The sequence below is a fragment of the Pseudomonas profundi genome, from assembly GCF_008638305.1.
In the GTDB taxonomy this organism is placed as follows: domain Bacteria; phylum Pseudomonadota; class Gammaproteobacteria; order Pseudomonadales; family Pseudomonadaceae; genus Halopseudomonas; species Halopseudomonas profundi.
This window is the reverse complement of sequence record NZ_VTPZ01000001.1, coordinates 599,525-621,623: the sequence shown is the minus strand read 5'-3', so window position 1 is coordinate 621,623 and position 22,099 is coordinate 599,525. Positions and strand designations below refer to the sequence as shown.

At 59.9% G+C, this 22,099-nt stretch carries 18 protein-coding genes and 1 pseudogene; 6 read left to right on the top strand and 13 right to left on the bottom strand.

What is annotated here, in order from left to right:
* Positions 1–3: 3 nt before the first annotated feature.
* The 3 genes from FZE95_RS02770 to ectA are packed head-to-tail and all read right to left on the bottom strand — an operon-like array spanning position 4 to position 2,228.
* Positions 4–405, bottom strand: coding sequence for an ectoine synthase (locus FZE95_RS02770; RefSeq protein WP_150299269.1), 402 nt, complete (start codon positions 403–405; stop codon positions 4–6).
* 11 nt (positions 406–416) lie between these two features.
* Positions 417–1,703 (bottom strand): diaminobutyrate--2-oxoglutarate transaminase, encoded by a 1,287-nt coding sequence (gene ectB / locus FZE95_RS02765; RefSeq protein WP_150299268.1) that lies wholly within the window; start codon positions 1,701–1,703, stop codon positions 417–419.
* Positions 1,704–1,721: 18 nt separating this feature from the next.
* Positions 1,722–2,228: a diaminobutyrate acetyltransferase gene (ectA, locus tag FZE95_RS02760; protein WP_150299267.1), complete on the bottom strand. Its 507-nt coding sequence runs from the start codon at positions 2,226–2,228 to the stop codon at positions 1,722–1,724.
* Positions 2,229–2,582: 354 nt separating this feature from the next.
* Here ectA and speA point away from each other — a divergent pair, with 354 nt between their 5' ends.
* The gene (speA, locus tag FZE95_RS02755; RefSeq protein WP_150299266.1) at positions 2,583–4,502 is read left to right on the top strand and encodes an arginine decarboxylase; all 1,920 of its coding nucleotides are present in this window, start codon (positions 2,583–2,585) and stop codon (positions 4,500–4,502) included.
* A gap of 7 nt (positions 4,503–4,509) precedes the next feature.
* Here the strand turns inward: speA and ligB are convergent.
* The 10 genes and pseudogenes from ligB to FZE95_RS02705 form a co-directional block, all read right to left on the bottom strand.
* Positions 4,510–6,156: pseudogene (gene ligB / locus FZE95_RS02750) on the bottom strand (NAD-dependent DNA ligase LigB); the annotation flags it as partial.
* Positions 6,157–6,234: 78 nt separating this feature from the next.
* A complete protein-coding gene (locus FZE95_RS02745) occupies positions 6,235–6,888 on the bottom strand; it encodes a 7-cyano-7-deazaguanine/7-aminomethyl-7-deazaguanine transporter (RefSeq protein ID WP_150299264.1) in 654 nt (217 codons plus the stop codon).
* A gap of 119 nt (positions 6,889–7,007) precedes the next feature.
* Positions 7,008–7,982 (bottom strand): alpha/beta fold hydrolase, encoded by a 975-nt coding sequence (locus FZE95_RS02740; RefSeq protein WP_150299263.1) that lies wholly within the window; start codon positions 7,980–7,982, stop codon positions 7,008–7,010.
* Between the two features lie 113 nt (positions 7,983–8,095).
* Entirely contained in the window at positions 8,096–8,761 is a 666-nt protein-coding gene (locus FZE95_RS02735; protein ID WP_150299262.1) for a BLUF domain-containing protein, read from the bottom strand.
* Positions 8,762–8,862: 101 nt separating this feature from the next.
* Positions 8,863–9,303, bottom strand: coding sequence for a hypothetical protein (locus FZE95_RS02730; RefSeq protein ID WP_150299261.1), 441 nt, complete (start codon positions 9,301–9,303; stop codon positions 8,863–8,865).
* Between the two features lie 17 nt (positions 9,304–9,320).
* Positions 9,321–10,718, bottom strand: a complete 1,398-nt coding sequence (locus tag FZE95_RS02725) for an efflux transporter outer membrane subunit (protein ID WP_190324468.1) — start codon at positions 10,716–10,718, stop codon at positions 9,321–9,323.
* Positions 10,708–12,672 carry a MacB family efflux pump subunit gene (locus tag FZE95_RS02720; RefSeq protein WP_150299259.1) on the bottom strand — a complete coding sequence of 655 codons (1,965 nt, stop codon included), beginning with the start codon at positions 12,670–12,672 and terminating at the stop codon, positions 10,708–10,710. Before FZE95_RS02720 ends, FZE95_RS02725 begins: the two co-directional genes overlap by 11 nt.
* Positions 12,672–13,856, bottom strand: a complete 1,185-nt coding sequence (locus FZE95_RS02715) for an efflux RND transporter periplasmic adaptor subunit (protein ID WP_150299258.1) — start codon at positions 13,854–13,856, stop codon at positions 12,672–12,674. The genes FZE95_RS02720 and FZE95_RS02715 overlap by 1 nt, the downstream gene beginning before the upstream one ends.
* Positions 13,857–13,961: 105 nt before the next feature.
* Positions 13,962–15,341, bottom strand: a complete 1,380-nt coding sequence (locus FZE95_RS02710; RefSeq protein WP_150299257.1) for a sigma-54-dependent transcriptional regulator — start codon at positions 15,339–15,341, stop codon at positions 13,962–13,964.
* Complete coding sequence (locus FZE95_RS02705; protein ID WP_150299256.1) at positions 15,331–16,857, bottom strand: sensor histidine kinase; 1,527 nt, start codon at positions 16,855–16,857, stop codon at positions 15,331–15,333. Before FZE95_RS02705 ends, FZE95_RS02710 begins: the two co-directional genes overlap by 11 nt.
* A 156-nt stretch (positions 16,858–17,013) precedes the next feature.
* On the opposite strand from FZE95_RS02705, the gene FZE95_RS02700 reads away from it, so the two are divergent.
* The 5 genes from FZE95_RS02700 (at position 17,014) to fghA (ending at position 22,054) form a co-directional block, all read left to right on the top strand.
* A complete protein-coding gene (locus FZE95_RS02700) occupies positions 17,014–17,529 on the top strand; it encodes a hypothetical protein (protein WP_150299255.1) in 516 nt (171 codons plus the stop codon).
* Between the two features lie 227 nt (positions 17,530–17,756).
* Positions 17,757–18,293, top strand: a complete 537-nt coding sequence (locus FZE95_RS02695) for a hypothetical protein (protein ID WP_150299254.1) — start codon at positions 17,757–17,759, stop codon at positions 18,291–18,293.
* A 1,079-nt stretch (positions 18,294–19,372) separates the two neighbouring features.
* Complete coding sequence (locus FZE95_RS02690) at positions 19,373–19,795, top strand: DUF4168 domain-containing protein (RefSeq protein ID WP_150299253.1); 423 nt, start codon at positions 19,373–19,375, stop codon at positions 19,793–19,795.
* A 203-nt stretch (positions 19,796–19,998) separates the two neighbouring features.
* Positions 19,999–21,111 (top strand): S-(hydroxymethyl)glutathione dehydrogenase/class III alcohol dehydrogenase, encoded by a 1,113-nt coding sequence (locus FZE95_RS02685; protein WP_150299252.1) that lies wholly within the window; start codon positions 19,999–20,001, stop codon positions 21,109–21,111.
* A 91-nt stretch (positions 21,112–21,202) separates the two neighbouring features.
* Entirely contained in the window at positions 21,203–22,054 is an 852-nt protein-coding gene (gene fghA, locus FZE95_RS02680; protein ID WP_150299251.1) for an S-formylglutathione hydrolase, read from the top strand.
* Positions 22,055–22,099 lie beyond the last annotated feature (45 nt).

Below are 22,099 nucleotides of genomic sequence, written 5' to 3'. Positions count from 1 at the left end.
TTTTTAAGGGGCGTTTTCCTCTATGTCGGCCGGGTAAACGCCGTTCTCGTCATGTACTTCCTTGCCACTTAGCGGCGGGTTGAACACGCAGGCCATTTTCATGTCCTCGGTGCCGCCTCGTAGCATGTGCTCATCGTGCTGGTCCAGGATGTAAAGCGTACCTGGCTCGATGGGGTAGACCTTGCCATCGGACAAAGTTTCAATTTCGCCGTTTCCGCTCATGCAGTACACCGACTCAAGATGGTTCTGATACCAGATATGAGTCTCGGTGTTGGCATAGATGGTGGTGATGTTGAAAGAGAAACCCATCTTGTCTTCCTTGAGAATCATCCGGGTGCTGTCCCAGGTCTCGGTGACGACCTTGCGCTCGGAATTCTCACAATCTTTCAGCTGACGTACGATCATTCGGTGTTTCCTCAGGATGCTTGAGTTTCAACTTGTTCGCTGAATACGGTAGCGAATGCCGCATCCAGAATAGTCATGGCCTTGTCGATCTGCTCTTCGGTGATGACCAGCGGGCACAGGCACTTGACGACCTGGCTATGATTACCACTGGTTTCGATCACCAGACCGTGCTCAAAGGCTTCACGGCATACCGCTGCAGCGGTTTCACCGTCGGGGCAGCTGATGCCGAGCATCATGCCGCGACCCTTGACGAACAGTGAGTCGGGGCCATGCTTGCGCACGATCTTCTGCATGCGCTCCTTGATGATCTTGCCCTTGGCCTGAACGCTCTTGGCAAATTCATCGGTGGTCCAGAAATGCTCGAAGGCAGCGGCAGCAGTGACGAAGGCGTGGTTGTTGCCGCGGAACGTGCCGTTGTGCTCGCCCGGCTCCCACTGGTCCAGCTCACGACGCATGACGACTACTGCGAAGGGGAGGCCGTAACCGCTGAGTGACTTGGACAGCGTAATAATGTCCGGCTTGATACCCATCTCTTCAAAGCTGAAGAAGGTACCGGTGCGGCCGCAACCCGCCTGGATGTCATCAACGATCAGCAGCATTTCATGTTTGCGGCACAGCTTCTCGAGTTTGCGCATCCACTCGGCGGAAGCAGCGTTCAGACCGCCTTCGCCCTGGACGACTTCGACGATCACTGCAGCAGGCTTGTCGACGCCGCTGCTCGGGTCGCTCAACAGCTTGTCCATCATGGAAACGGTGTTGACCTTGTCGCCAAAATAGTTGGCATACGGCATGCGGCTGACATCGGTCAGCGGTACGCCGGCGGCGCCCCGGTGGTGACCATTACCAGTGGCAGCCAGGGCACCGATGGTGCAGCCATGGAAACCATTGGTGAAGCTGATGACGTTTTTGCGGCCAGTGACCTTGCGCGCCAGTTTCAGGGCGGCTTCAACCGAGTTGGAACCGGTAGGGCCGCTGAACTGCACAACGAAATCGCCCATGCCGCGCGGCTCAAGGATGACGCGGTGGAAGGTTTCGAGGAAACGTTCCTTGGCTTCGGTATACATATCCAGACCGTGGGTCAGGCCGTCAGCTTCCAGATATTCGATGAGTGCTTTCTTCAATACGGGGTTGTTGTGCCCGTAATTGAGGGTACCTGCGCCGGCGAGGAAGTCGATGTAGGCCTTGCCGTCACGGGTGAAGAGCTCTGCGCCCCGTGCCTGATTGAATACGACGGGGAATGAACGGCAGTAGCTGCGGATTCCGGACTCATGTTTTTCGAACTGTTCGAAGTTTTTCATGTTGGCTCCTGGAGCTTTTTAGGCAATTTGAAAGTTGAACGGGCCGGCGCGATAAAGCACTTCGTCATCATGCAGGCCATTGAAATGGGTGGCGCGGCTGAAGACCACGCGGGTGCTGTATTCGACGCCGAGCTGTCTGAACGCCTTCTTGAAGAGTGCTTCCGAGGCGTCGTTGCCAGGCGAGATGGTGGTTTCCAGCCAGTGCACGCCTTCGGGGGCGACGCGTTCGATCAAGCCCATCAGCATTTTCAGTGCAAGGCCCTGTCCCCGTGTGCTGCTGTCTACAGCGACCTGCCAGATAAACAGGGTGTCGGGGCGGGACGGGGGGCGATAACCGGAGATGAAACCGACCAGCTCTCCCTGTGCATTCTCGGCGGCGATGGACGTGTCGGCGAAATCGCTGCACTGGAGGAGGTTGCAATAGACAGAGTTAGTGTCCAGTGGCTTGCAACGTTCTACTAGGCTGTTAACTGCAAAACCGTCCGTATCGTCCGGGCGGCGAAGCGTAAAGGGTGTCGGGGTCAAAGGCTTGCCTTTATTTACGATTGAATTCTTTTTCTATAAAAACACATCGAAAAATTTATCTCAACCCAACATTCGCGCCACTTACAGGCCTGATACATCGAATTTGAATATTTATAGCTGTTAAATATTTATGTCATCCGACTGTGCTTGAAACGGCTGCGTCCGAGTAAATTAGCGGTGTTTAGAGCGATAAGGGGTGAGCCGGTTCCCCGGGTTCAGACCGTTGGCCCAAGCGCGGGATGTGGAGGTGGAAAAAAGATTGGTCAGGAGATCTGGGGGCTGTTCTAGCGGCGCAGCTATGACGCATTTGCTTTATCCTATGCGCAGATTTCCCAACTTGTAGAGGTATGCTCGATGGTTTCACAGCGGCGTTCACGTAAAGAAGATGCATCGGCCTGGACGGTGGGCGATAGCCGGAGCGTCTACGGAATACGTCACTGGGGTGCGGGCTACTTCAACGCCAACGAGCAGGGGCATGTTGAAGTCATGCCGCGCGGGCCCGAGGGCCATTCGATTGATCTGCATGAACTGGTAGCGCAGCTGCGCGACAGCGGGCTGGATCTGCCCTTGTTGATCCGTTTCCCGGATATCCTGCAAGACCGTGTGCGCCAGCTGACCGGCGCATTTGATCGGCACATCGCCGAGTTGGAGTACAGCAGCAGCTATACCGCGTTGTATCCGATCAAGGTGAATCAGCAGGAGGCGGTAGTTGAAAACATTATCGCCACTGAAAATGTGTCCATTGGTCTGGAAGCCGGATCCAAGCCTGAGCTGATGGCAGTCCTGGCCCTGGCACCCAAGGGCGGCACCATCGTCTGTAATGGCTACAAGGATCGTGAGTTCATCAATCTGGCACTGATCGGCCAGAAGCTCGGACACAATGTGTTCATCGTGATCGAGAAAGAGTCCGAGGTGCGTCTGGTCATAGAAGAGGCCGAGGCGCTGGGCGTGATCCCGCAGGTGGGTCTGCGGGTGCGTTTGTCGTCCCTGGCATCCAGCAAGTGGGCCGATACCGGTGGCGAAAAGTCGAAGTTCGGCTTGTCTGCGGCGCAGCTGTTACGCGTGGTGGATCGGTTCCGTGAGGCCGGCCTGCAGGATGGCGTGCGCTTGCTGCATTTCCATATGGGCTCGCAAATCGCCAACCTTGCTGATTACCAGCATGGTTTCCGCGAAGCGATTCGCTACTTTGGCGAGCTGCGCGCACTGGGTCTGCCGGTCGACCATATCGATGTGGGCGGCGGTCTGGGCGTGGATTACGACGGTACCCATTCACGCAACGCCAGCTCGATCAACTATGACGTCGGCGAGTACGCGCATACCGTGGTATCGATGCTCAAGGATTTCTGCGATGAGCAGGGCCTGCCGCATCCGCATATCTTTTCCGAAAGCGGACGCGCTATGAGCGCGCACCATGCGGTCCTGGTGGTGCAGGTCACCGATGTGGAGCGGCACAACGATACCGTCCCGCCAATCGAGAACCCGGAGGAGCTGCCCCAGGTGATCCGCAACCTGGTCGGCTTGCTCGGGCAGAATGACATTGAAATGGTCACCGAAACCTACTGGCGCGCCACCCATTACATCGCTGATGTGGCGGCGCAATATGCCGAAGGCCGCATCGGGCTGGCCCAGAAAGCGCTCGCCGAACAGTGTTATTACGCGCTGTGCACGCGCCTGCATACCCTGCTCAAGGCGCGCCAGCGTTCGCATCGCCAGGTGCTGGACGAACTCAACGACAAGATGTCAGATAAATACATCTGCAATTTCTCGGTATTCCAGAGCCTGCCGGACACCTGGGCAATCGATCAGGTACTGCCGATCATGCCACTCAACCGGCTGGAGGAAGAGCCCCTGCGGCGGGCGGTGCTGCAGGATCTCACCTGTGACTCCGACGGCAAGATCCGCCACTACGTGGATGAGCAGAGCATCGAAAACAGCCTGCCGGTGCATGACCTGCGTGAGGGCGAGGATTACCTGCTGGGCATTTTCATGGTCGGTGCGTACCAGGAAATCCTCGGCGACATGCACAACCTGTTCGGGGATACCGATTCGGTGAACGTCTATCTGCGCCCTGACGGCAAGGTGGTGCATGGCGGCATCGAGACCCATGACACTATCGAGGACATGCTCAAGTATGTGCATTTCGAGCCTGACGAGCTGGTCACGAAATACCGGGACAAGGTGTCAGGAGCACGCCTGAGCGCTGTCGAGCGCGCCCGCTTTATCGATGCGCTGCGCCTGGGGCTGACCCGCTCGTCGTACCTGACTGCTGAATAACCGGCTGAAACCCGTCAATGCCGGCATCTGCCAGACGCTCGGCGAGGCCTGTGATGTGTAGATGAGCTGTGAATTCGATGAGTTGGCGGGCGCGGGTCGGACCGATTCCGCGCTGCGCTTGCCACTCGGTCGAGCTCATGCGCTGCAGGGCGTTCCAATTGTCAGGAAGCTGGGCGCTGCCACTGGCAGGTAGCGATAACGCCCTGAGCCATGTGCTGAAGCGACGCTGTCGGGCTGGCGCAAGCTTGGCTGCTATCTTTGCGTCACACGCCTGTGCCGTCGCCTCAGGCAGTGCCAGCCAGTCAAGCAATCCGGATACGGCACCTGTGTCGATCAGACATTCCCAGGTGCCGGGTCCGACTCCTTGCAAATCCAGCCCGTTTTCACCCCCAAGCCAGCTCAGCCGGGCCAGAAACTGGCCGCGGCAGCCTTCACTGGCCTGCCAGCAACTCAGTGCGTGGTAGTCGGCCTGAGGTGGCGCGGCAAGTGCGGTAGGTTGGGAGGCTTTGGTTATCAGATGCTCTACCTGCGGAATCGTCTGGCCGGCCAGGCGTATGGAGATCAGGTCGCCGGGGCCAATGTCCAGTTCTCGCCAGCGTTGCAGCGAGCCGGCACTGACCCGGCGAATAATGCGGTCGTCTAGCGATGTGGGCTCCAGCTCCAGCACCGGCGTGATGCGCCCTGTGCGGCCAATTCGAAACTCGACATCGATAACCTGCGCCAGGGCACGCTGCGGCGGATACTTCCACGCAGCAGCCCAGCCGGGTGGTTCGGCTTGCCAGCTGGATGGTTCGGGCCGTGCATTCTGGCGCAGCACTACGCCGTCGGTTGCGAAGGGCAGGGGCTGATTGAACCAACGCTGCCGCCATTCGATGGCCTGTGCGGCTGACTCAATCGGATGACTATATTCGGCGGTATCCAGTCCTGCGGAGGTCATTATCCGCAGCCGCTCGGACATGGCTTCAGGCCCGTCCGGCCAGTCCCAGACAAACAGACCGATGCCGGCACGCTGAGCCTCGTCGAGCTGCTTGCGCTGGAGTAATCCGGCTACCGTACTGCGGGCGTTCACACCGCCGTTGCGCGATTGAACATGGTCTTCGAGTCGCCAGTAGAGTTCGCCCTGCAGCACCAGATGCTGTCGTTGCGGCCAGTGCGCTGGAACGGCCGGCAGCGAGCGCACGGCGTCTGTCCAGTCCTGTCCCTGCCAACCGTCGCCGCGGCTGATTGCCTGACTCAGTTGGCCGTCCCGATATACCAGTGTAACGGCTACACCATCGACTTTGGGTTGGACCCACAGGCCGCTGCGCGGCGCGACCCACAGCTTCAGTTGTTCCTCATCGGCGAGTTTGGCCAGCCCCGTCTGGGCTACCGGATGTGCGACCTTGCCGGCGCGCAGGCGATAGGTCTGGGTCGTTGGAGTGTGAGGAAAGCAGTTTTGCCAGCGCGCCAGTCGATCGAGTGCCTGATCGTAGAGCTCATCGGCAATCAGCGAGACCCCGCGCTCACGATAGGCCTGGTCCCAGACGTTAATCTGGCGGCCCAGTTGCTGGATTTCCGCGGCAGCGCGGGGTGCAGCCCAGTCAGGGCAATCTGCGGCGATAGCGGAACGGACGACGAGTGCGCAGGCGCACAGCGTGAACAGAAATCGGGACATGACGCAGCATCCTTGCTGTTGATCGCCATAGTCTAGCAATGCGCCAATAGCCTGTTTGTGGCCTGGCTGGCATTGCGTTCACGCCGTGGCGGGCTTGTTTCCTGCGATCATGCGCATGATGCCTTTGAGCAGCAAACCGTAGAGCGGCACGAACAGCACCAGACTGACGAGCAGCTTGATCACATAGTCCACGGTGGCGATTTCCAGCCAGTGTTCAGCCATGAAGGCGTTGCTGCTCTGCCAGAAAGCGACCGAGAAGAACGCATAGGTGTCCAGCAAGTTGCCGAATACTGTAGACAGGCTCGGCGCGACCCACCATTGCGGCAAGCGACGCAGCCTGTCGAAGACCTGGATATCCAGGAACTGGCCCAGGACGTAGGCAACGAAGCTGGCGAGCGAGATGCGCAGCACGAATTCATTGAACTCGGTCAGAGATCCCAGGCCGCGGAAAGCACCCTCCTGGAACAGCACCGATACCACGTAGGAAGCCACCAGCGCTGGAAGCATGACGCGGGAGATGACCTGACGCGCCGGCGTCTTGCCGAGTAAGCGAACGGTCAAATCAGTCGCCAGGAAAATGAACGGGAAGCTGAATGCACCCCAGGTGGTTTGCCAGCCGAAAATACTCATCGGCAACTGCACCAGATAGTTACTGGCGATGATGATGAGAATGTGGAACGCGATAAGAATGGCGAGAACGCCGCGACGACGCGGCAACGACAGGTTGTGCATGCAGAGACCTTTTTAGTTGATGGGGTTAGGGAACCCATGCTGCCGGGATTGGCAGCGGCGCGTACTTTACAGCCTGGACGCGCCGCTGGCCAGCCCGCGCAGCGGCACTGCAGCTGCCGTCAGGCGGAAAAATACTTCTGCAGGAAGCTGAGCAACAGTTGGTTTACCGGTTCGGGTTTCTCCGCCTGGATCCAGTGACCGCAGTCGGGAATGACATGTTGCTCCACCTTCGGCACAACGGACGGCATTCGCTTGATGGTGTGCGCTTCGAGCTGTCCGACCTGATCGCGGTCGCCGATGAGGAACAGCGTGGGTTGATCCACCGTCTTGCCTGCCAGATGTTCGGTGCGTTCCCAGCTGCGTTCGAAGTTGCGATACCAGTTGAGTGGGCCGTGGAATCCGCTGCGCTGGTAACTGTCCAGATAGACCGCGAAAGCGTCCGGCGGGCACCAGGCTGGCGGCTCACCCGGATCCTGCAGGCCTTCGAGCCAGCCGGAGCCGGCCGGCTTGTTCTGTATCAGCCCTTCACCAGGTGCTGTGGTGTTGCTGGACAGACCGTGCATGACCAGGCGCAGCGTGCGGGCAATATCCGCCTCCAGCTCCCGTTCAGCCGGCCCGATTTCCTGAAAGTAGACGATGTAATGGAAGCGGTCCGCGAAAAGTTCACGCATCTTGTGAATGGCTGGCATTCTGGGTCGGCCAGCGAAGGGCACCGACATACAGCACAGCGCCTGGATCCGTGTGGGTTCAAGCAGCGCGAGATGCCAGGCCACCAGGGCGCCCCAGTCGTGCCCGACCATGGCTACCTTATCCAGCCCAAGTAGATCCATCGCAGCCTGGATGTCACCGCACAGGGTGATAATGTCGTATTGCTCCGGTGCGTCGGGGGCGCTGCTGCGACCATAGCCGCGCATCTCCGGCGCATGAACGCGGTAACCTTCTGCAGCCAACATGTCGATCTGATGCCGCCAGGAATACCAGCACTCAGGGAAACCATGCAGCAGCCACACCGGCTGGCCGTCCGCCGGCCCGGCGATATGGACACTGAGCTCAATGCCGTTAACCTCGAGGATACGTTGTTCGATGTTGGCCATGCCTGCTCCGTTCGGTAACCACCAGTGTGGGGCAAGTACTATGGCAAAGCCTGGGATTGGGTGCTGCTGATATTCATCAGATGATGATCGGCGCATCAGCTACGCTGAATGGCTCAGACCTTGGCAATGACGTAGGCGAGATTGGCCAGGCTGACGCCCAGTGCGAGCAGGCTGATGCCCATTGCCATGCGATCACGGCGAAGCCTGGCGGCATCGTCGGCTGTCGCGGGCGTTGGATGCTGGCGGGGTGAATCAGTGTCGCGGGCGGGCAGGGAGGGTGCGGCAGCAGGCTCGTTCATCGTGGGGTCTGCCAGTCCCTGCATCAGCTCCAATACGCGCTCGACAAGAAAGTGATCAAAGCGATAGGGATCGAATTGCTCGAATCCATGCTCGGTCAGCAGCGCTTGCATGTAATTATCATCGGGTACGAATTTCATCGGCCATTCGGGAAAAGCCAGACGGTCAACGGGCTCGCTGACCAGAAGCTTGAGATCCCGATGGCGACGGTCTTTCAGTAATCTGCGGTACAGCTTGTGAACCTTGCGCCGCTCGCCTTCGATGCACTGCATGAAACACCCGTCACGGTAATACAGCATTCCCACCAGGCCGTCGCGCAGGTTGGCGGCGCGTGACGTTCGCAGAATCTCCGCAACATGGCTGTCGAGCGCGATCGCGTCTGCGGCGACGCTGCCAGACCCGTCTTTTTCAGGCCTGACCGCGTCAGAGCTGGCCGTGAAGGTGGCACGGCTGACATAGACGATGCGGGCGAGGTCGTTCATAGCTAACCTGGTGCGATTTCAGAACCAGTAGCTTAGGCCGTTAGCGGGGAGAATTGGACCTCGCATGTATTTCAAGAGACGTCAGCGGCGCTGCGCGCTCTTCAATCTGCGGCCAGATGAAACTGACCACCCTCGGGTTCCAGTGGTGCCAGTACCTGCTCGCAATAGCGAAGCTCAGCCGAAAGTGCGGGGATGTCGGCACCGGGCAATTCACGCGGTCGATTGCGTTGCAGGTGTCCAGTCAGAGCTTCGATGCTGGTCATGCCCGCTGTGATGGGGCTCCAGCTCATGTCTTCGAGACCGTAGGGGAGTCCGGTGAGCGGATCAGGCTCGACGCGTGCCGGGGCCTGGCCACCGAGCAGCTCAGCCGCCTCGCGGAATTCCAGCGCGGTGACGTCGACGAACTGGCTGAGCGGGATCACCCCGAGGCTTTTGCACAGAGCATCCAGACGCGTCAGTTGGGCACAGACCTGCGTCAGTTCCTGCTCGTGCAGCTGGAACTGGCTATCATTCAGCGTCGCCAGGCGCAGGGTCGTTGCCACTATTGCTCCTCCGGAAATCAAGGCGCGTAGCTTACCGCTCCCTCCGACCAACCGCCACCCAGCGCGCGGTACAGATCTACGGTCGCCTGCAGCCAGCTAGAGCGCTGTTGGACCAGATTGTCCTGGCTCTGGTACCAGGTGCGCTGTGTGTCCAGCAAGGTTTGCAGCGTGATGGCCCCGGCGCGGTAGCGCGTTTCGGCCAGATTGAACGCCAGCTCGGCCTCATCGTTTGCCTGTTGCAGGTAGCTGTGGCGGATGCGTGCTTGCTGAACTGCGCCCAGAGCGGTATCCACGTCGCCCAGCGCGGAGAGCAGGGTGCGCCGGTAATCGATCAGCAGTTCTTCCTGCCGCGCTTCGCTCAGATCGATCTGCGCGCGCAAACGTCCGCCCTGAAAAATCGGCTGGGTAAGTCCGGCGGCCAGGCTCCAGGCGCTTGCCGGGTTGCTCAGCAGGCCGGATAGCGCCAGGCTCTGCGCGCCAAACTGGCCGGTTAACTGGATGCCCGGCAGCAGGGCGGCCCGCGCGGCGGTCAGATCCGCGTTGGCAGCGACCAGACGCGCTTCGCTGGCGCGGATGTCGGGACGTCTGGTCAACAATTCAATGGGCAAACCTGCGCCAATTTCTGGCGGTTCAATCTGTTCCAGAGAGCCGGGCGTCGGCAATGCTGCGTTCGGGCTGGCTCCGAGCAGCAGAGCGAGGCTGTTACTCAGTTGCAGGCCGGACTGTTCCAGATCCGGTAGTGAGGCCTGAAGCTGGGCGACCAGCGTACGCTGCTGGCTGACTTCCAGGCTGTCCGCTGCGCCATAGCGATAGCGTGCCTCGACCAGTTCCAATACACGTTCTGCGATGTCCAGGCTGTCGCGCGCCAGCATCAGACGACGTTGATTTTCCAGCAACTGAAACCAGGTGCTGGCTACGCTGGCATCAATACTCAACGCGAGGGTGTCCCTGTCAAAACGGCTGGCCTGCAGACTGGCCTGGGCGGAGTCGACCAGGGCGCGGTTGCGTCCCCAAAAGTCGATTTCATAGCTGGCATTCAGCGTGGCGCTATACAAGTCGCGGCCGGTGTCGCCATTCTCGTCGCTGCGCAGGGTGTCGCTGCGGTTGGCTGAGAGCCCGGCGCCCAGCTGTGGAAGCAGGGCGGCGCCGCTCTGGCGCAGTTGTGCATCGGCCTGTAACAAGCGGCTGGCAGCGCTGGCAAGATCCAGATTGCCGGCACGGGCACGTTGCATCAGTTGTTCAAGTGGCGCGGACTCGTAACGCTGCCACCAGTCATCAGCCGGCCAGGTGCTGTGGGAGGGGGCGCTGTTCCATCCCGACGGAACCGAGACCCCGGCTTCCGGGATCGGCGTGTTGAGACTGCAGCCGGCGAGCGCCGCCGACAGAATAATCGGAGCGAAAAATCTAGTCTGCACTGAGGGCCACCACTGGATCGAGATGCGCGGCTTTGTGCGCGGGCATGTAACCGAAAATCAGGCCGGTGGCGAAGGCGCAGGCGAAGGCCAGTACCACCGGGCCGGTGGTGAACTGTATGGCCGTTCCCAGCGCCTGCAGCCCTGCGGCGAAAGCCAGCCCGCCGATCACACCCAGCGCGCCACCGATAGCCGATACCACCAGCGCCTCGACGATAAACTGCTGCAGGATGTGCCGCGTGCGCGCACCGGTGGCCATGCGGATGCCGATCTCCCGGGTGCGCTCGGTAACGTTCACCAGCATGATATTCATCACCCCGATACCGCCCACCAACAGCGATACCGCAGCAATAGAGCCGAGCAGGATGGTGAAGGTATTCTGCGTTTCGGCGACGTTCTCCAGCAACGAGGCCATGTTGCGGATCTGGAAATCCTCTACTTCGCCGTGGGCCTGCAAAATGACCTGGCGGGCCGCTTCCTGGGTCAGTTCGGCCTGGGCCAGATCATCCATCATGATGGTGATCGAATTGAGGTGGCGCTGGCCGATCAGCCTCAGGCTGCCGGTATTCAGCGGTACGAAAACCACATCATCCTGATCCGCGCCCCACGGCGCCGCGCCGCGTTCTGCCATTACACCAATGACCTGGAACGGCACGTTGTTGATCAGGATGTACTCTCCGATGGGATCGCCGTCGGCGCCGAACAGGTTGGTTACGACGGTCTTGCCGAGCACGGCGACGGCGGCGTAACGCTGGTTATCTTCTTCGTTGATGAACACGCCGCTGCTCACGCCCCAATCCCGCGCCATGGGCAGATCCGGACTGGTGGCGGTTATCTGCGTCTGATAGTCATTGTTGCCCGCGCGCGCCGTGGCGCGGCCATTCATCTCAGGCACCGCGACCACAACGTTATCCAGCTGCGCTGTCAGTTCGGCATCGGCGGGCATCAGCGTGCTGGTCTGACCGTCCGCCGAGCGGCGAGTGTTGGGCGCGCCGGGGCGCACCAGCAGCAGATTGGTTCCCATTGAGCTGATGCGATCGAGCACTTCCTGGCGCGCGCCGTTACCGACGGCCAGCATCACCACGACCGAAGCTACGCCAATGACGATCCCCAGCAAGGTCAGCACAGTACGAAACAGGTTGGCCTGCAATGCACGCAACGCCATGCGCACCGCCTCGCCAGTATCGGCCAGCGCAGCGCGGCGGGTGGTATCGACGTCATCGTCAGTTGCAACAGACTCGGCTGTCCCGCTCGGTGATTGCCCGGTATCAGCCTTACCGCTGTCGCTCAGGATATGGCCGTCGCGAATCTCTATGAGTCGGTCGGCATGGCTGGCTACTTCGCGATCGTGGGTGATCACGATCACCGTCTTGCCGCGTTCATGCAGCTGTTTGAGCAGCGCCAGTACGTCCTTGCCACTTTGACTATCCAGTGCGCCGGTGGGCTCGTCAGCCAGGATGACCCGAGCGTCGTTCATCAGGGCGCGGGCAATCGACACCCGTTGTTGCTGCCCGCCTGAAAGCTGATTGGGTCGGTTGCCGAGGCGCTCGCCCAAACCCAGTTCGGCCAGCAGCTGTTCGGCGCGGGCATGGCGCACGTCGCGCGGCATGCCGGCATAGATCGCTGGCACCTCCACGTTCTCGGTCGCCGTGGCCGAGGCAATCAGGTGATAGCTCTGAAATATGAAACCGAAGGTCTTGCGCCGCAGGCTGGCCAGGGCGTCTCGGTCGAGCTGCGCGATGTCTTCACCGGCGAACAGGTAGCGTCCGCTGGTGGGTTTATCGAGGCAACCGAGCAAGTGCATCAGCGTGGACTTGCCGGAACCCGACGCGCCCATGATGGCGACAAACTCGCCTTCTTCGATATCCAGCGAAACGCCGTGCAACACGGTGGTCGCCAACTCGCCGTTGCGGTAGGTTCTGGTCAGCTGTTCCAGGCGAATCAAGGGGTCGGCCATCAGCGGAACCGTCCGCCACGTGGCTGACTGGTTTCAGGCACGGGCTGCAGGCCGCCGGTAACGACCTCATCGCCTACTGCCAGCCCATCCAGCACCTGCGCCATGACGCGGTTGCGAATGCCCACACGGATATTGCGCGGCTGCGGTCGGCCCTGTGCGTCAACCACCTTCACCTCATAGGGTCGCCCGGGTGCGCCTGGGTTGCCCGTGTCGGAGCTGGTTTGCCGCAGCGCAGAGACCGGCAGGGTCAACACATCCTCGGCCGAGGCGCGTACGAAATACACCTGCGCACTCATCTGCGGCAGCAACTCGCGGTCGGGGTTGGGTACGTCGAACAGGGCGTTGAACAGCACCACGTTATTGATTACTTCAGGGGTTGGCAGGATTTGCCGTAGCGTGCCTTCCCAGCGCCGGTCTGGCTGGCCCAGTGTTGAAAAATACGCATGCATACCGACTTCAAGCTTGCTGATGTCCGCTTCGGATACCTGGGTACGCACGGTCATGGTATCCAGGTCGGCAATCTGGACCACGATCGGGGCGGTCTGGTTGGCGTTGAGCGTTTGCCCCTGATTGGCCAGCTGCTGAACCACGGTGCCTGCCATAGGTGCATAGATGCGCGTGTAATTGAGGTCGGCCTGATCACCCTTGAGTGCGGACTCGGTCTGGCGTATCTGCGCCTTGATCGCCTCAATTTGAGCGCTTGCCGATCGCAACTCGGCTTCGGCGACTTCCAGTGATTCCTTGCTGGTGGCGTCAACTTTCATCAAGTTGCGCTGGCGCTCGGCCTGCAGTCGGGCGAGGGTTTGCTGCGATTCCCGGTCCGCCAGTTGTGCGCGCAGGTTGGCCAGCTGCGCTTCGCTGGCTTCCACTCGGGCGAGATATACCGTCGGGTCGATTTCGGCGAGTAACTGGCCTTCCTCGACCTGGTCGCCAAGCTCCACGTGCAATTCCAGTAGCTGGCCGGACACCTGGGTGCCGACATCAACATAATTGAGCGGCTCGAGGGTGCCCAAGGCAGTGATGCTGTCTTCGATATTTCCGCGGCCAACTGTTGTGCTGGTGAACTCAGGGGTACGGTTATCCGGTGCGAACCAGAAAAACCAGGCGAGGGCGGCGGCTATCAACAGGGCGACGATGATCATCCATGGTTGGCGGCTCGAACGGCGAGTGGGGCCAGCTTTCATGCGAAGGGTTCCGGGGTTGGGCAGATGCTGCAGAGTGTACAGAGGCGTTCGTCAAGCAGAACGCCGGCAAGGTAAAGACTTTGTAAAGCCGGCAACAGGCTCTGGTCACTCCAGCCAGCGGTAGAGGGTACGCCGCGTGATGCCGAGTATGTCGGCAGCCTTGCGTTTATTGCCCTGGGTGGCGTTGAGCACCTGATGAATATATTGGCGCTGCACGGTCTCCAGGTCTGGTAAGCCTTCTGCATTGTCTGATGAAGGCATCGGTGCGGCGGCGAGCTCGGCGCTGGCGGTGCTTTGTGGCGACTGTGGTTGCTCACGGATGCGCTGCGGCAGATGCCGGGGTTCGATCAGCGGGCTGTCACAGAAGGTCGCGGCGCGCTCGACGGCGTTCTGCAGTTCCCGAACATTGCCGGGAAAGCTGTAGCGCGTGAGTATCGCCAGGGATTCATCGCTGAATCCCTGAATGCTGCGCTGTTGGCGCGCATTGAAGCGCGCCAGGAAGTACTCGGCCAGTTGCTGGATGTCATCGCCCCGCGCGCGCAACGGAGGAATCTGTATGCCGAAGGTTTCCAGCCGGTAAAACAGGTCCTCACGAAAGCTGCCGTCAGCGACCAGATCAGTGAGATTGCGATTCGTCGCGCCGATCACCCGCACATCCAGCTGAATCTCATGGTCGCTGCCAACCGGTCGGACGCGGCCGTCCTGCAATGCACGAAGCAGTTTGGCCTGTAATGCCAACGGCATTTCGCCCAGCTCGTCGAGCAGCAGGGTGCCGCCCTCGGCCTGCTGGAACAGCCCGGCGCGCTGGCTTTTGGCACCAGTAAAGGCACCGGCAGCGTGGCCGAAGAATTCGCTTTCCATCAGTTCGGCGGGAATGCCACCACAGTTGACCACCATATACGGCTTGCCCTTGCGCGGGCTGAGCTCATGCAAGGCACGCGCGACCAGCTCCTTGCCGGTGCCGCTCTCACCCTGAATCAGCACCGGGCCATCGGCGCTGGCGATCTGGCGAATCTGGTGGAACAGCTGCTGCATGGCCGGGCTCTGGCCGATGATGCCGTTGAGCTGCTCCACGGCCATGAGCGAGCGATAGCGGTGCAGCTCGCTGCGCAGGCGGCGGTTCTCCAGCAACCGTGAAACACTGAGCAGAAAGTGGTCCATCTCCAGTGGTTTGGTGAGGAAGTCATCCGCCCCGGCCTTCAGTGACTCAACCGCCTGCTGGACCGAGCCGAAGGCGGTGATGATCAGCACCGTGGGCCTGGGGGTCAGTTCGCTGATCGCGGGTAAAAGGCTCAGACCATCGGCACCGGGTAACCGGAGGTCGCTGATCAGCATGTCGGGGACTTGTTCGCGCAGGACGAGCAGGCCACTTTCCGCGTCGGCGCAGGCAGTGACGGCGTAACCCTCGGCTTCCAGTTCTTCCTGCAACAGCTCGCGCAGCCCGCCGTCGTCTTCAACCAGCAGAATGTGTTCGTTATGCGTCATGGATTATGTCCTCTGCGGAGCGCTGAGTGAGCGGCAGCTGCAGAATGGCTACGCAGCCTCCGTTCTGGCCCGGCTCAAGCGATAGCGCGCCGTCGTGTTCGTCTGCGACGGACTGCACAATTGCCAGTCCGAGTCCGGTCCCTTCGCCTGGCGACTTGGTGGTGAAGAAGGGCTCCAGCAGTTTGTCGGTGGGATGATCCGGAAGGCCTGCACCATCGTCCGCGATGCGGATGTCGAGCCGGGCGCCATCGGTTACCAGCGCTATGTCGATATTGTTCCGGGCTGCCTGTAGCGCATTACGTAACAGATTAAGCAGTGCTAACTCCAGCCGACCCGCATCCCCGGTGAGCTCCGGCAGCATGGACGGCATATCAATCCTGAGCCGCTTGCCGGCCGCTTCGATCTCCGGCGCGATGGCTTCAATGACCGTCTGCAGCAGGATCTGTGGTGAAAGCGGGCGGGGTTGCGGGGCGGTGGGACGGCAATAATCCAGCAACTGTTTTACCGTGCGCGTGAGGCGGGCAACCTGGGTGCGGATGGCCGACAGTTGCCGTCGCTGCTGGTCGTCCAGTGCTGCGGAGCGTTCCAGTCGACGCGCGCGGCCATCAATCACACTGAGCGGCGCGCCGAGTTCATGGGCGATACCACGCGCCATACTGCCGATGGCGGCCATTTTCTCGTTGTCCTTCAGTCGCGCAAGCAGTGCGGTTTCTGCCTGACGATGGCTTTCCACCTCGCGGTTGGCCTGCTCGATACTGTCAAGCATCTGGTTGAGACCTTCGGCCAGCGCCGCCACTTCCTTGGGGCCCTCAAGCGCGACCCGATGGGAATGGTCACCGCCGGCCACACGTTGCATATGTTCCAGCAATTTATCCACGTAGCGGCCTACGCCGCCATAGTGACCGAGCAGGACGGCCATCAGAATGGTCAGGCTGAGCAATCCCCATATGGCCCAGGCAATCACGGTGATCTGTTGCAACGCCCGATGGAAATCACTGGCCAGACGGGTGATCTGAATCAGCCCCTGGATCTGGCCGGCGCTGTCGAACAGTGGCAAAAAGTGTGAAAAAAGATTGCGACCGGCGACCCGGCTATAGCCTTCCTGGCCTTCGCCCGTCGCCACGATCTCGGTCGGAATGGTGGTGCCGCTGAGATCGCTCTCGGTGATGCCAGCCGAGGCAAGCCGTACGCCGTTAACGTCGAACACCGAGGCGCCATATACCTCTCCGAGAACGAATACCGAACCCAGCGCCAGCTCGATTGCCTGTTGGTCGCCCTCGCTGAGCGCACCGCCCACCGGAATACTGATTGCGCGACCGATCAGCTCCAGATCATTCTTCAGTCGCCGTTCCTGGAACTGGTTGGCCTGTTCCAGCCCGATCCGAATGCCCAGCGCTGTGAGAAGCATCAACGGTAGCACCACGAACAGCAGCAAGGTCTGCTGCAGACCGCTGATGCGGGTCCAGGCGCGCTTCAGGCGCGCCCGACTTGTACGAGTTGGGTAATCATTGCTCATGTATATATTCTATACACAAAGCGCGCCCTGGGAAGCTGGAAACTCAGGTGAGTCGGCAATTCGATGGCACTTCTAAGCGTTATCGGTATCACATTGTTAAGGCGCGTCGTGAGACGCGCTTCATGCTTTCCATCACACAATGAAGGAGATCAATGCATGAACACGATAAAAAGCCTCACCACTGCGGTCGCGTTTGCCACTTTGGGCTTTGCCGCTCCGACCGTTCTGGCTGATGACGATGCCTCATATAACCAGCACGGTGCGCCCACTACACAAGGCACCTCGTCGGGGTCGGCTGCGGGCAGTGCAACGGGCACGACAGGTTCAGGTACAACGGGGACGGGCACAACAGGAACCGGGACGACTGGCACGGGCACATCGAATATGCCTGCCACGCCCGCTACTCCTGCCACCCCGGGGGACGAGACCACTCCGCATCGCGGCGTCAATGGCGCTCAGGAAAGCACCCCTCACCGTGGCCTGAACGGCTCTCCCAGCACGAATCCCGGCGAGGGTAGAACCAATATGGGCGGCGCAAGCGGTACCGCTGAAGGCAGCACAGGGGGTTCGACCGACGGTACTACAGGCGGCGGGACCACCGGCGGAGCGACGGGCTCCGGCACAGGCACCGGTGGCGGCACAGGTAGCGGCACGGGTGGTACTGCTCAGTAGGTCGCTCCCCTAGACCGGCCATGCACCTGAAAGCTTTAACCTGTCCCTGGCCTTTCGTTCCGCTTGATTGCGGTGCGATTAATGAACCCACGGGACTTGGAACATATTTTCAGCCGTACTGGTCCAGCGCCTGGTCGTTATTCAGGCTGCAGATCACGGACTGCACGGACTCATATAGTCGAGTCGCAAGTGAGGCCAGCAAGGCTGACAACCCAGGAGAGACAAGAATGAATGCACTCAAACAACTCACCACGGCAGTCGCTTTCGCGTCACTAAGCTTTGTTGGCACCGCAGCGTTGGCCCAGAGCCCGGCTGCACAGGGCACCGATCCGGGTCCTGACACCAACCTCGGCACCGAAGGACATAGCATGACCGGTAAGGGCGCGACCGGCGATACCGGTCAGGCGACCGGACAAGGCAATACCATGCAGCACGGTGCAACCGGCCGTGAGGCCGAAGGTGGCCATGGCATGGATTACGAGAGAACAGAAAAGCGCGTTGAGGGCGAAGAAAAAAGCTCAGGTAGTAGTGGCAATGACAAGTCACGCGATAACAGCAGCTCCGCTGGTCAGGGCAGCACTGGTAGCACTGGTAGCAACGCCAATAACAGCAATCGCGACTCGGATACCCTGAGCGCGCCTGGCCATAGCGCGAAGGACCAGGGCGGCATGTCCGATCCTGCACGCACTGCTGATCGCCCCGGTGTTACCGGTACGCCAAACGAGATCGAACGCAGCCAGCGGGACATCGACGACAGTAACTGATCTGGCTTGCGGACCGGAAAAGCCGGTCACAAGACAAAGGGGCCGTAAGGCCCCTTTTTTGGTTGCGCGGTGTCTAATGAAGCTGGAGCCTTGGTCGCGCGTCTATATACGCCTGAAGCACCAAGACCATTCGAAAACGCAAATCGATCCCCTTGGAAGGGAGGCGAAGGGGGATTGCTCGTTTCAATCCGCTCGGCCGGACTGAAGCCTATCGCCCGCTGGCTATCAGGACTCCGCAAGACGCCGTGAACCCATCCATGGGGGGTTGGTGAAAACATCCCTGTTTTCAACACTTGCTCCACCCTGACAGCCAGCGGGCTTGATCGGGCATCGGTGTGGCAAGGAGATTAAGCCGCTCCGGCTTTAGCTTTCCGGCAACTCGGCCCTTATACGCAGCGAGACGACAGGGTTGAGCCGACCGTGCGATGACAGGGATGTCATCGACGAGCTTACAGGGATGTACTTGCAGCGTGTCGGCGCGGCCCTGCCGGCTCGCGGCAGCTGACTGCGGAGCACCACCAGAGTAAGTGTGTATTGTTTGATCTGTCGTTGGATCACGTGAATGTCGCTGCCGATATGGTCGGAGCAGATCGCCCGTCGTCTGTCAGGATTACGCAAGACGCCGTGAACCCATCCATGGGGGCTTGGTGAAAACATCCCTGTTTTCAACACTTGCTCCACCCCGACAGTCGGCGGGCTTGAACGGGTGTCCAGGTGAGGCGGAGATTGAAAAAGGTGTTTGGGTTTTGCTATCACGCAGCTCTCATGTTCATACGCAGCCCTGCCGCCTCTCGGCAGCTGACCTCGGATACGAGCCAAAAGGGCCCCTTGGTACGATTGCACCCGGCGGCAATTGTCAGTCTGGTCATCTACGCCGTTGTATTCATTCTGAACGGATCTATATTACCCATGTGTAATAAATATACGTTTATAGTTGGTTTCATGGGCTTTCCGGGCCGCGTCGTTCGGCACCTGGTTTATATAAATATCTATATAAAACATATGGTTAAGTTTATATTGTCTGTCCTGGCACGTTAGTTGTAACAACACAGATAACTAACCAACCAGGAGATTCATATATGAATACATTGAAAACACTTACCGCAGCTGTCGCTCTTGCCGCTCTCGGCGCTACTGCTCCGGCAGCATTTGCCCAAGCCACTGGCGGCACGCCTCAGGGCGCCACCCAGGGTGCTCAGCAAGGCGCTCAGCAAGGCGCGCCTGCAGGCCAGATGGGCGGTGCACAAACAGAGATTTCCGAGGAAGATCTGCAGAAGTTTGCAGAAGCTGATTCCGCTGTTGGCGAAATCCGTGATGATTTCTCCCAGCGCTTGAGCCAGGCAGAAAACCAGGAAGAAGCCCAGTCGCTGCAAATGGAAGCTCAGGAAAAGATGGTTGAAGCTGTCCAGAGCGAAGGATTGGAAATTCCGAAGTACAACGAGATCGCCACTCGCATGCAGAGCGATCCCGAGCTGCAGCAGCGCGTTCAGAGCATGAACTGATCGTTGCACGGTAGTATCAAAAAGGGGCCCTCGCGGCCCCTTTTTTGTGTCTGGAATTGGGGTGGCGTCGAGATGAACAGGACCGCTGCGGTCGATACCCGGGCGAGTCTGGTAAAGGTCCGGCGGGCAATCCTGGCTGTTGATGGGGTATCCTTGTCTGCATCGATGTTTTGTTCGATTCACCGCTGAACTGGAGTAACACCATGATCAAATCACGCGCAGCCGTGGCGTTCGCCGCAGGCAAGCCTCTGGAAATTGTTGAAGTCGACGTCGCACCGCCAAAGGCAGGCGAAGTATTGGTCCGTATTGTTGCCAGCGGAGTGTGCCACACGGATGCGTTTACCTTGTCGGGTGATGACCCGGAGGGCGTGTTTCCGGCGATTCTTGGCCATGAAGGCGGCGGTATCGTTGAAGCGGTGGGCGAAGGGGTGACTTCGCTGGAGGTCGGCGACCATGTGATTCCGCTGTATACGGCCGAGTGTCGCGAGTGCAAGTTCTGCCGCTCGGGCAAGACCAACCTCTGTTCCGCCGTCCGTACGACCCAGGGCAAGGGCTTGATGCCAGACGGTACATCGCGCTTCTCCTACAAGGGCGAGCCGATCTATCACTACATGGGCACCTCGACCTTTTCCGAGTACACGGTATTGCCGGAAATCTCCCTGGCCAAGATCCCCAAGGAAGCACCGCTGGAAAAGGTCTGTTTGCTGGGTTGCGGTGTCACGACCGGCATTGGTGCGGTATTGAATACGGCCAAGGTAGAAGAGGGCGCCACGGTGGCCATCTTCGGTCTGGGCGGCATCGGTCTGGCTGCCATTATTGGCGCCGCGATGGCCAAGGCGAGCCGTATCATCGCTATCGATATCAACCCGTCAAAGTTTGATATCGCCCGTGAACTGGGTGCGACTGATTTCGTCAATCCGAAGGATCATGACAAGCCCATCCAGGAAGTCATCGTCGATATGACCGATGGCGGCGTGGATTACTCCTTCGAATGTGTGGGTAATGTGCAGCTGATGCGCGCGGCACTGGAATGTGCGCATAAAGGCTGGGGCGAATCGGTAATCATCGGTGTAGCCGGTGCGGGGCAGGAGATCAGCACGCGTCCCTTCCAGTTGGTCACCGGGCGGGTCTGGCGTGGCAGTGCCTTTGGCGGCGTAAAGGGGCGGACCGAGCTACCGTCCTACGTAGAGAAGGCGCAAAAGGGCGAGATTCCGCTGGATACCTTTATCACCCACACCATGCCACTCGAAGATATAAACAAGGCATTCGACCTGATGCACGAGGGCAAGAGCATCCGCACGGTCATCAATTTCTGACACCGTAAGGTTTATGGCTTTCTGCTGCGGCTCGTTTCAACCGGGCCGCTATTTTTCCAGGCACAGCTCCCCTCAACCGGATTGGATGATTATGCACACTTCACTTGAGCAGATTTCGGCCACCAAATGCTTTGGCGGCTGGCACAAACGCTACCGGCACCGGTCCAGGGTGCTTGATTGCGATATGGTTTTCGCGGTCTTCCTGCCGCCGCAGGCCGAGCAGGACGCATCGTTGCCGGTGCTGTACTGGCTCTCCGGATTGACCTGTACCGATGAGAATTTCATGCAGAAAGCGGGAGCATTGAAGCTCGCCGCCGAGCTGGGGCTGGTGATCGTCGCTCCGGATACCAGTCCGCGTGGCGAGGGCGTTGCGGACGATCCCGACGGCGCCTACGATTTCGGGCTCGGCGCTGGCTTTTATATCAACGCCACCCAGCAGCCCTGGGCGGCCCATTATCGGATGTACGACTATGTAACCGCCGAACTGCCTGCGTTGGTCGAGGCCAGTCTGCCGGTTTCAGAGCGGCGCAGCATCAGCGGTCATTCCATGGGCGGGCATGGTGCATTGATATGTGCGTTAAAGAACCCGGGGCGTTATCAGTCGGTCTCGGCCTTTGCGCCGATCGTCAATCCGGTTGATTGTCCGTGGGGGCAGAAAGCCTTCGGTGGCTATTTGGGCAGTGATCGTGCGCAGTGGGAGCAGTGGGACACCTGCGAGCTGATTGCTGGTGCACAGGAGCGACTGCCACTACTGATTGATCAGGGCGAAGCAGACAACTTTCTGGACGAGCAATTAAAGCCCCAGGCCTTGGAAGCAGCGGCTGCTGCAGCTGGCCATCCCCTGACGCTGCGCCGTCAGCCAGGCTATGACCATAGCTATTACTTCATCGCCAGCTTTATTGATGATCACCTGCGTCATCACGCGGTTGCACTGCAAAGCTGAGTTCTGACAGGTGACCCTGCGTCGGGTCGTGCCTTCTAGGCTAAG

What these genes read in the sequence shown, in the direction of transcription:
- FZE95_RS02715 (WP_150299258.1), bottom strand. Translation starts at nt 13,856, where the DNA reads ATGAAAGCTGGCCCCACTCGCCGTTCGAGCCGCCAACCATGGATGATC.
- FZE95_RS02745 (WP_150299264.1), bottom strand. Translation starts at nt 6,888, where the DNA reads ATGCACAACCTGTCGTTGCCGCGTCGTCGCGGCGTTCTCGCCATTCTT.
- ectB (WP_150299268.1), bottom strand. Translation starts at nt 1,703, where the DNA reads ATGAAAAACTTCGAACAGTTCGAAAAACATGAGTCCGGAATCCGCAGC.
- FZE95_RS02690 (WP_150299253.1), top strand. Translation starts at nt 19,373, where the DNA reads ATGAATACATTGAAAACACTTACCGCAGCTGTCGCTCTTGCCGCTCTC.
- FZE95_RS02710 (WP_150299257.1), bottom strand. Translation starts at nt 15,341, where the DNA reads ATGACGCATAACGAACACATTCTGCTGGTTGAAGACGACGGCGGGCTG.
- FZE95_RS02700 (WP_150299255.1), top strand. Translation starts at nt 17,014, where the DNA reads ATGAACACGATAAAAAGCCTCACCACTGCGGTCGCGTTTGCCACTTTG.
- FZE95_RS02770 (WP_150299269.1), bottom strand. Translation starts at nt 405, where the DNA reads ATGATCGTACGTCAGCTGAAAGATTGTGAGAATTCCGAGCGCAAGGTC.
- fghA (WP_150299251.1), top strand. Translation starts at nt 21,203, where the DNA reads ATGCACACTTCACTTGAGCAGATTTCGGCCACCAAATGCTTTGGCGGC.
- FZE95_RS02695 (WP_150299254.1), top strand. Translation starts at nt 17,757, where the DNA reads ATGAATGCACTCAAACAACTCACCACGGCAGTCGCTTTCGCGTCACTA.
- FZE95_RS02740 (WP_150299263.1), bottom strand. Translation starts at nt 7,982, where the DNA reads ATGGCCAACATCGAACAACGTATCCTCGAGGTTAACGGCATTGAGCTC.
- FZE95_RS02735 (WP_150299262.1), bottom strand. Translation starts at nt 8,761, where the DNA reads ATGAACGACCTCGCCCGCATCGTCTATGTCAGCCGTGCCACCTTCACG.
- FZE95_RS02705 (WP_150299256.1), bottom strand. Translation starts at nt 16,857, where the DNA reads ATGAGCAATGATTACCCAACTCGTACAAGTCGGGCGCGCCTGAAGCGC.
- speA (WP_150299266.1), top strand. Translation starts at nt 2,583, where the DNA reads ATGGTTTCACAGCGGCGTTCACGTAAAGAAGATGCATCGGCCTGGACG.
- FZE95_RS02720 (WP_150299259.1), bottom strand. Translation starts at nt 12,672, where the DNA reads ATGGCCGACCCCTTGATTCGCCTGGAACAGCTGACCAGAACCTACCGC.
- FZE95_RS02685 (WP_150299252.1), top strand. Translation starts at nt 19,999, where the DNA reads ATGATCAAATCACGCGCAGCCGTGGCGTTCGCCGCAGGCAAGCCTCTG.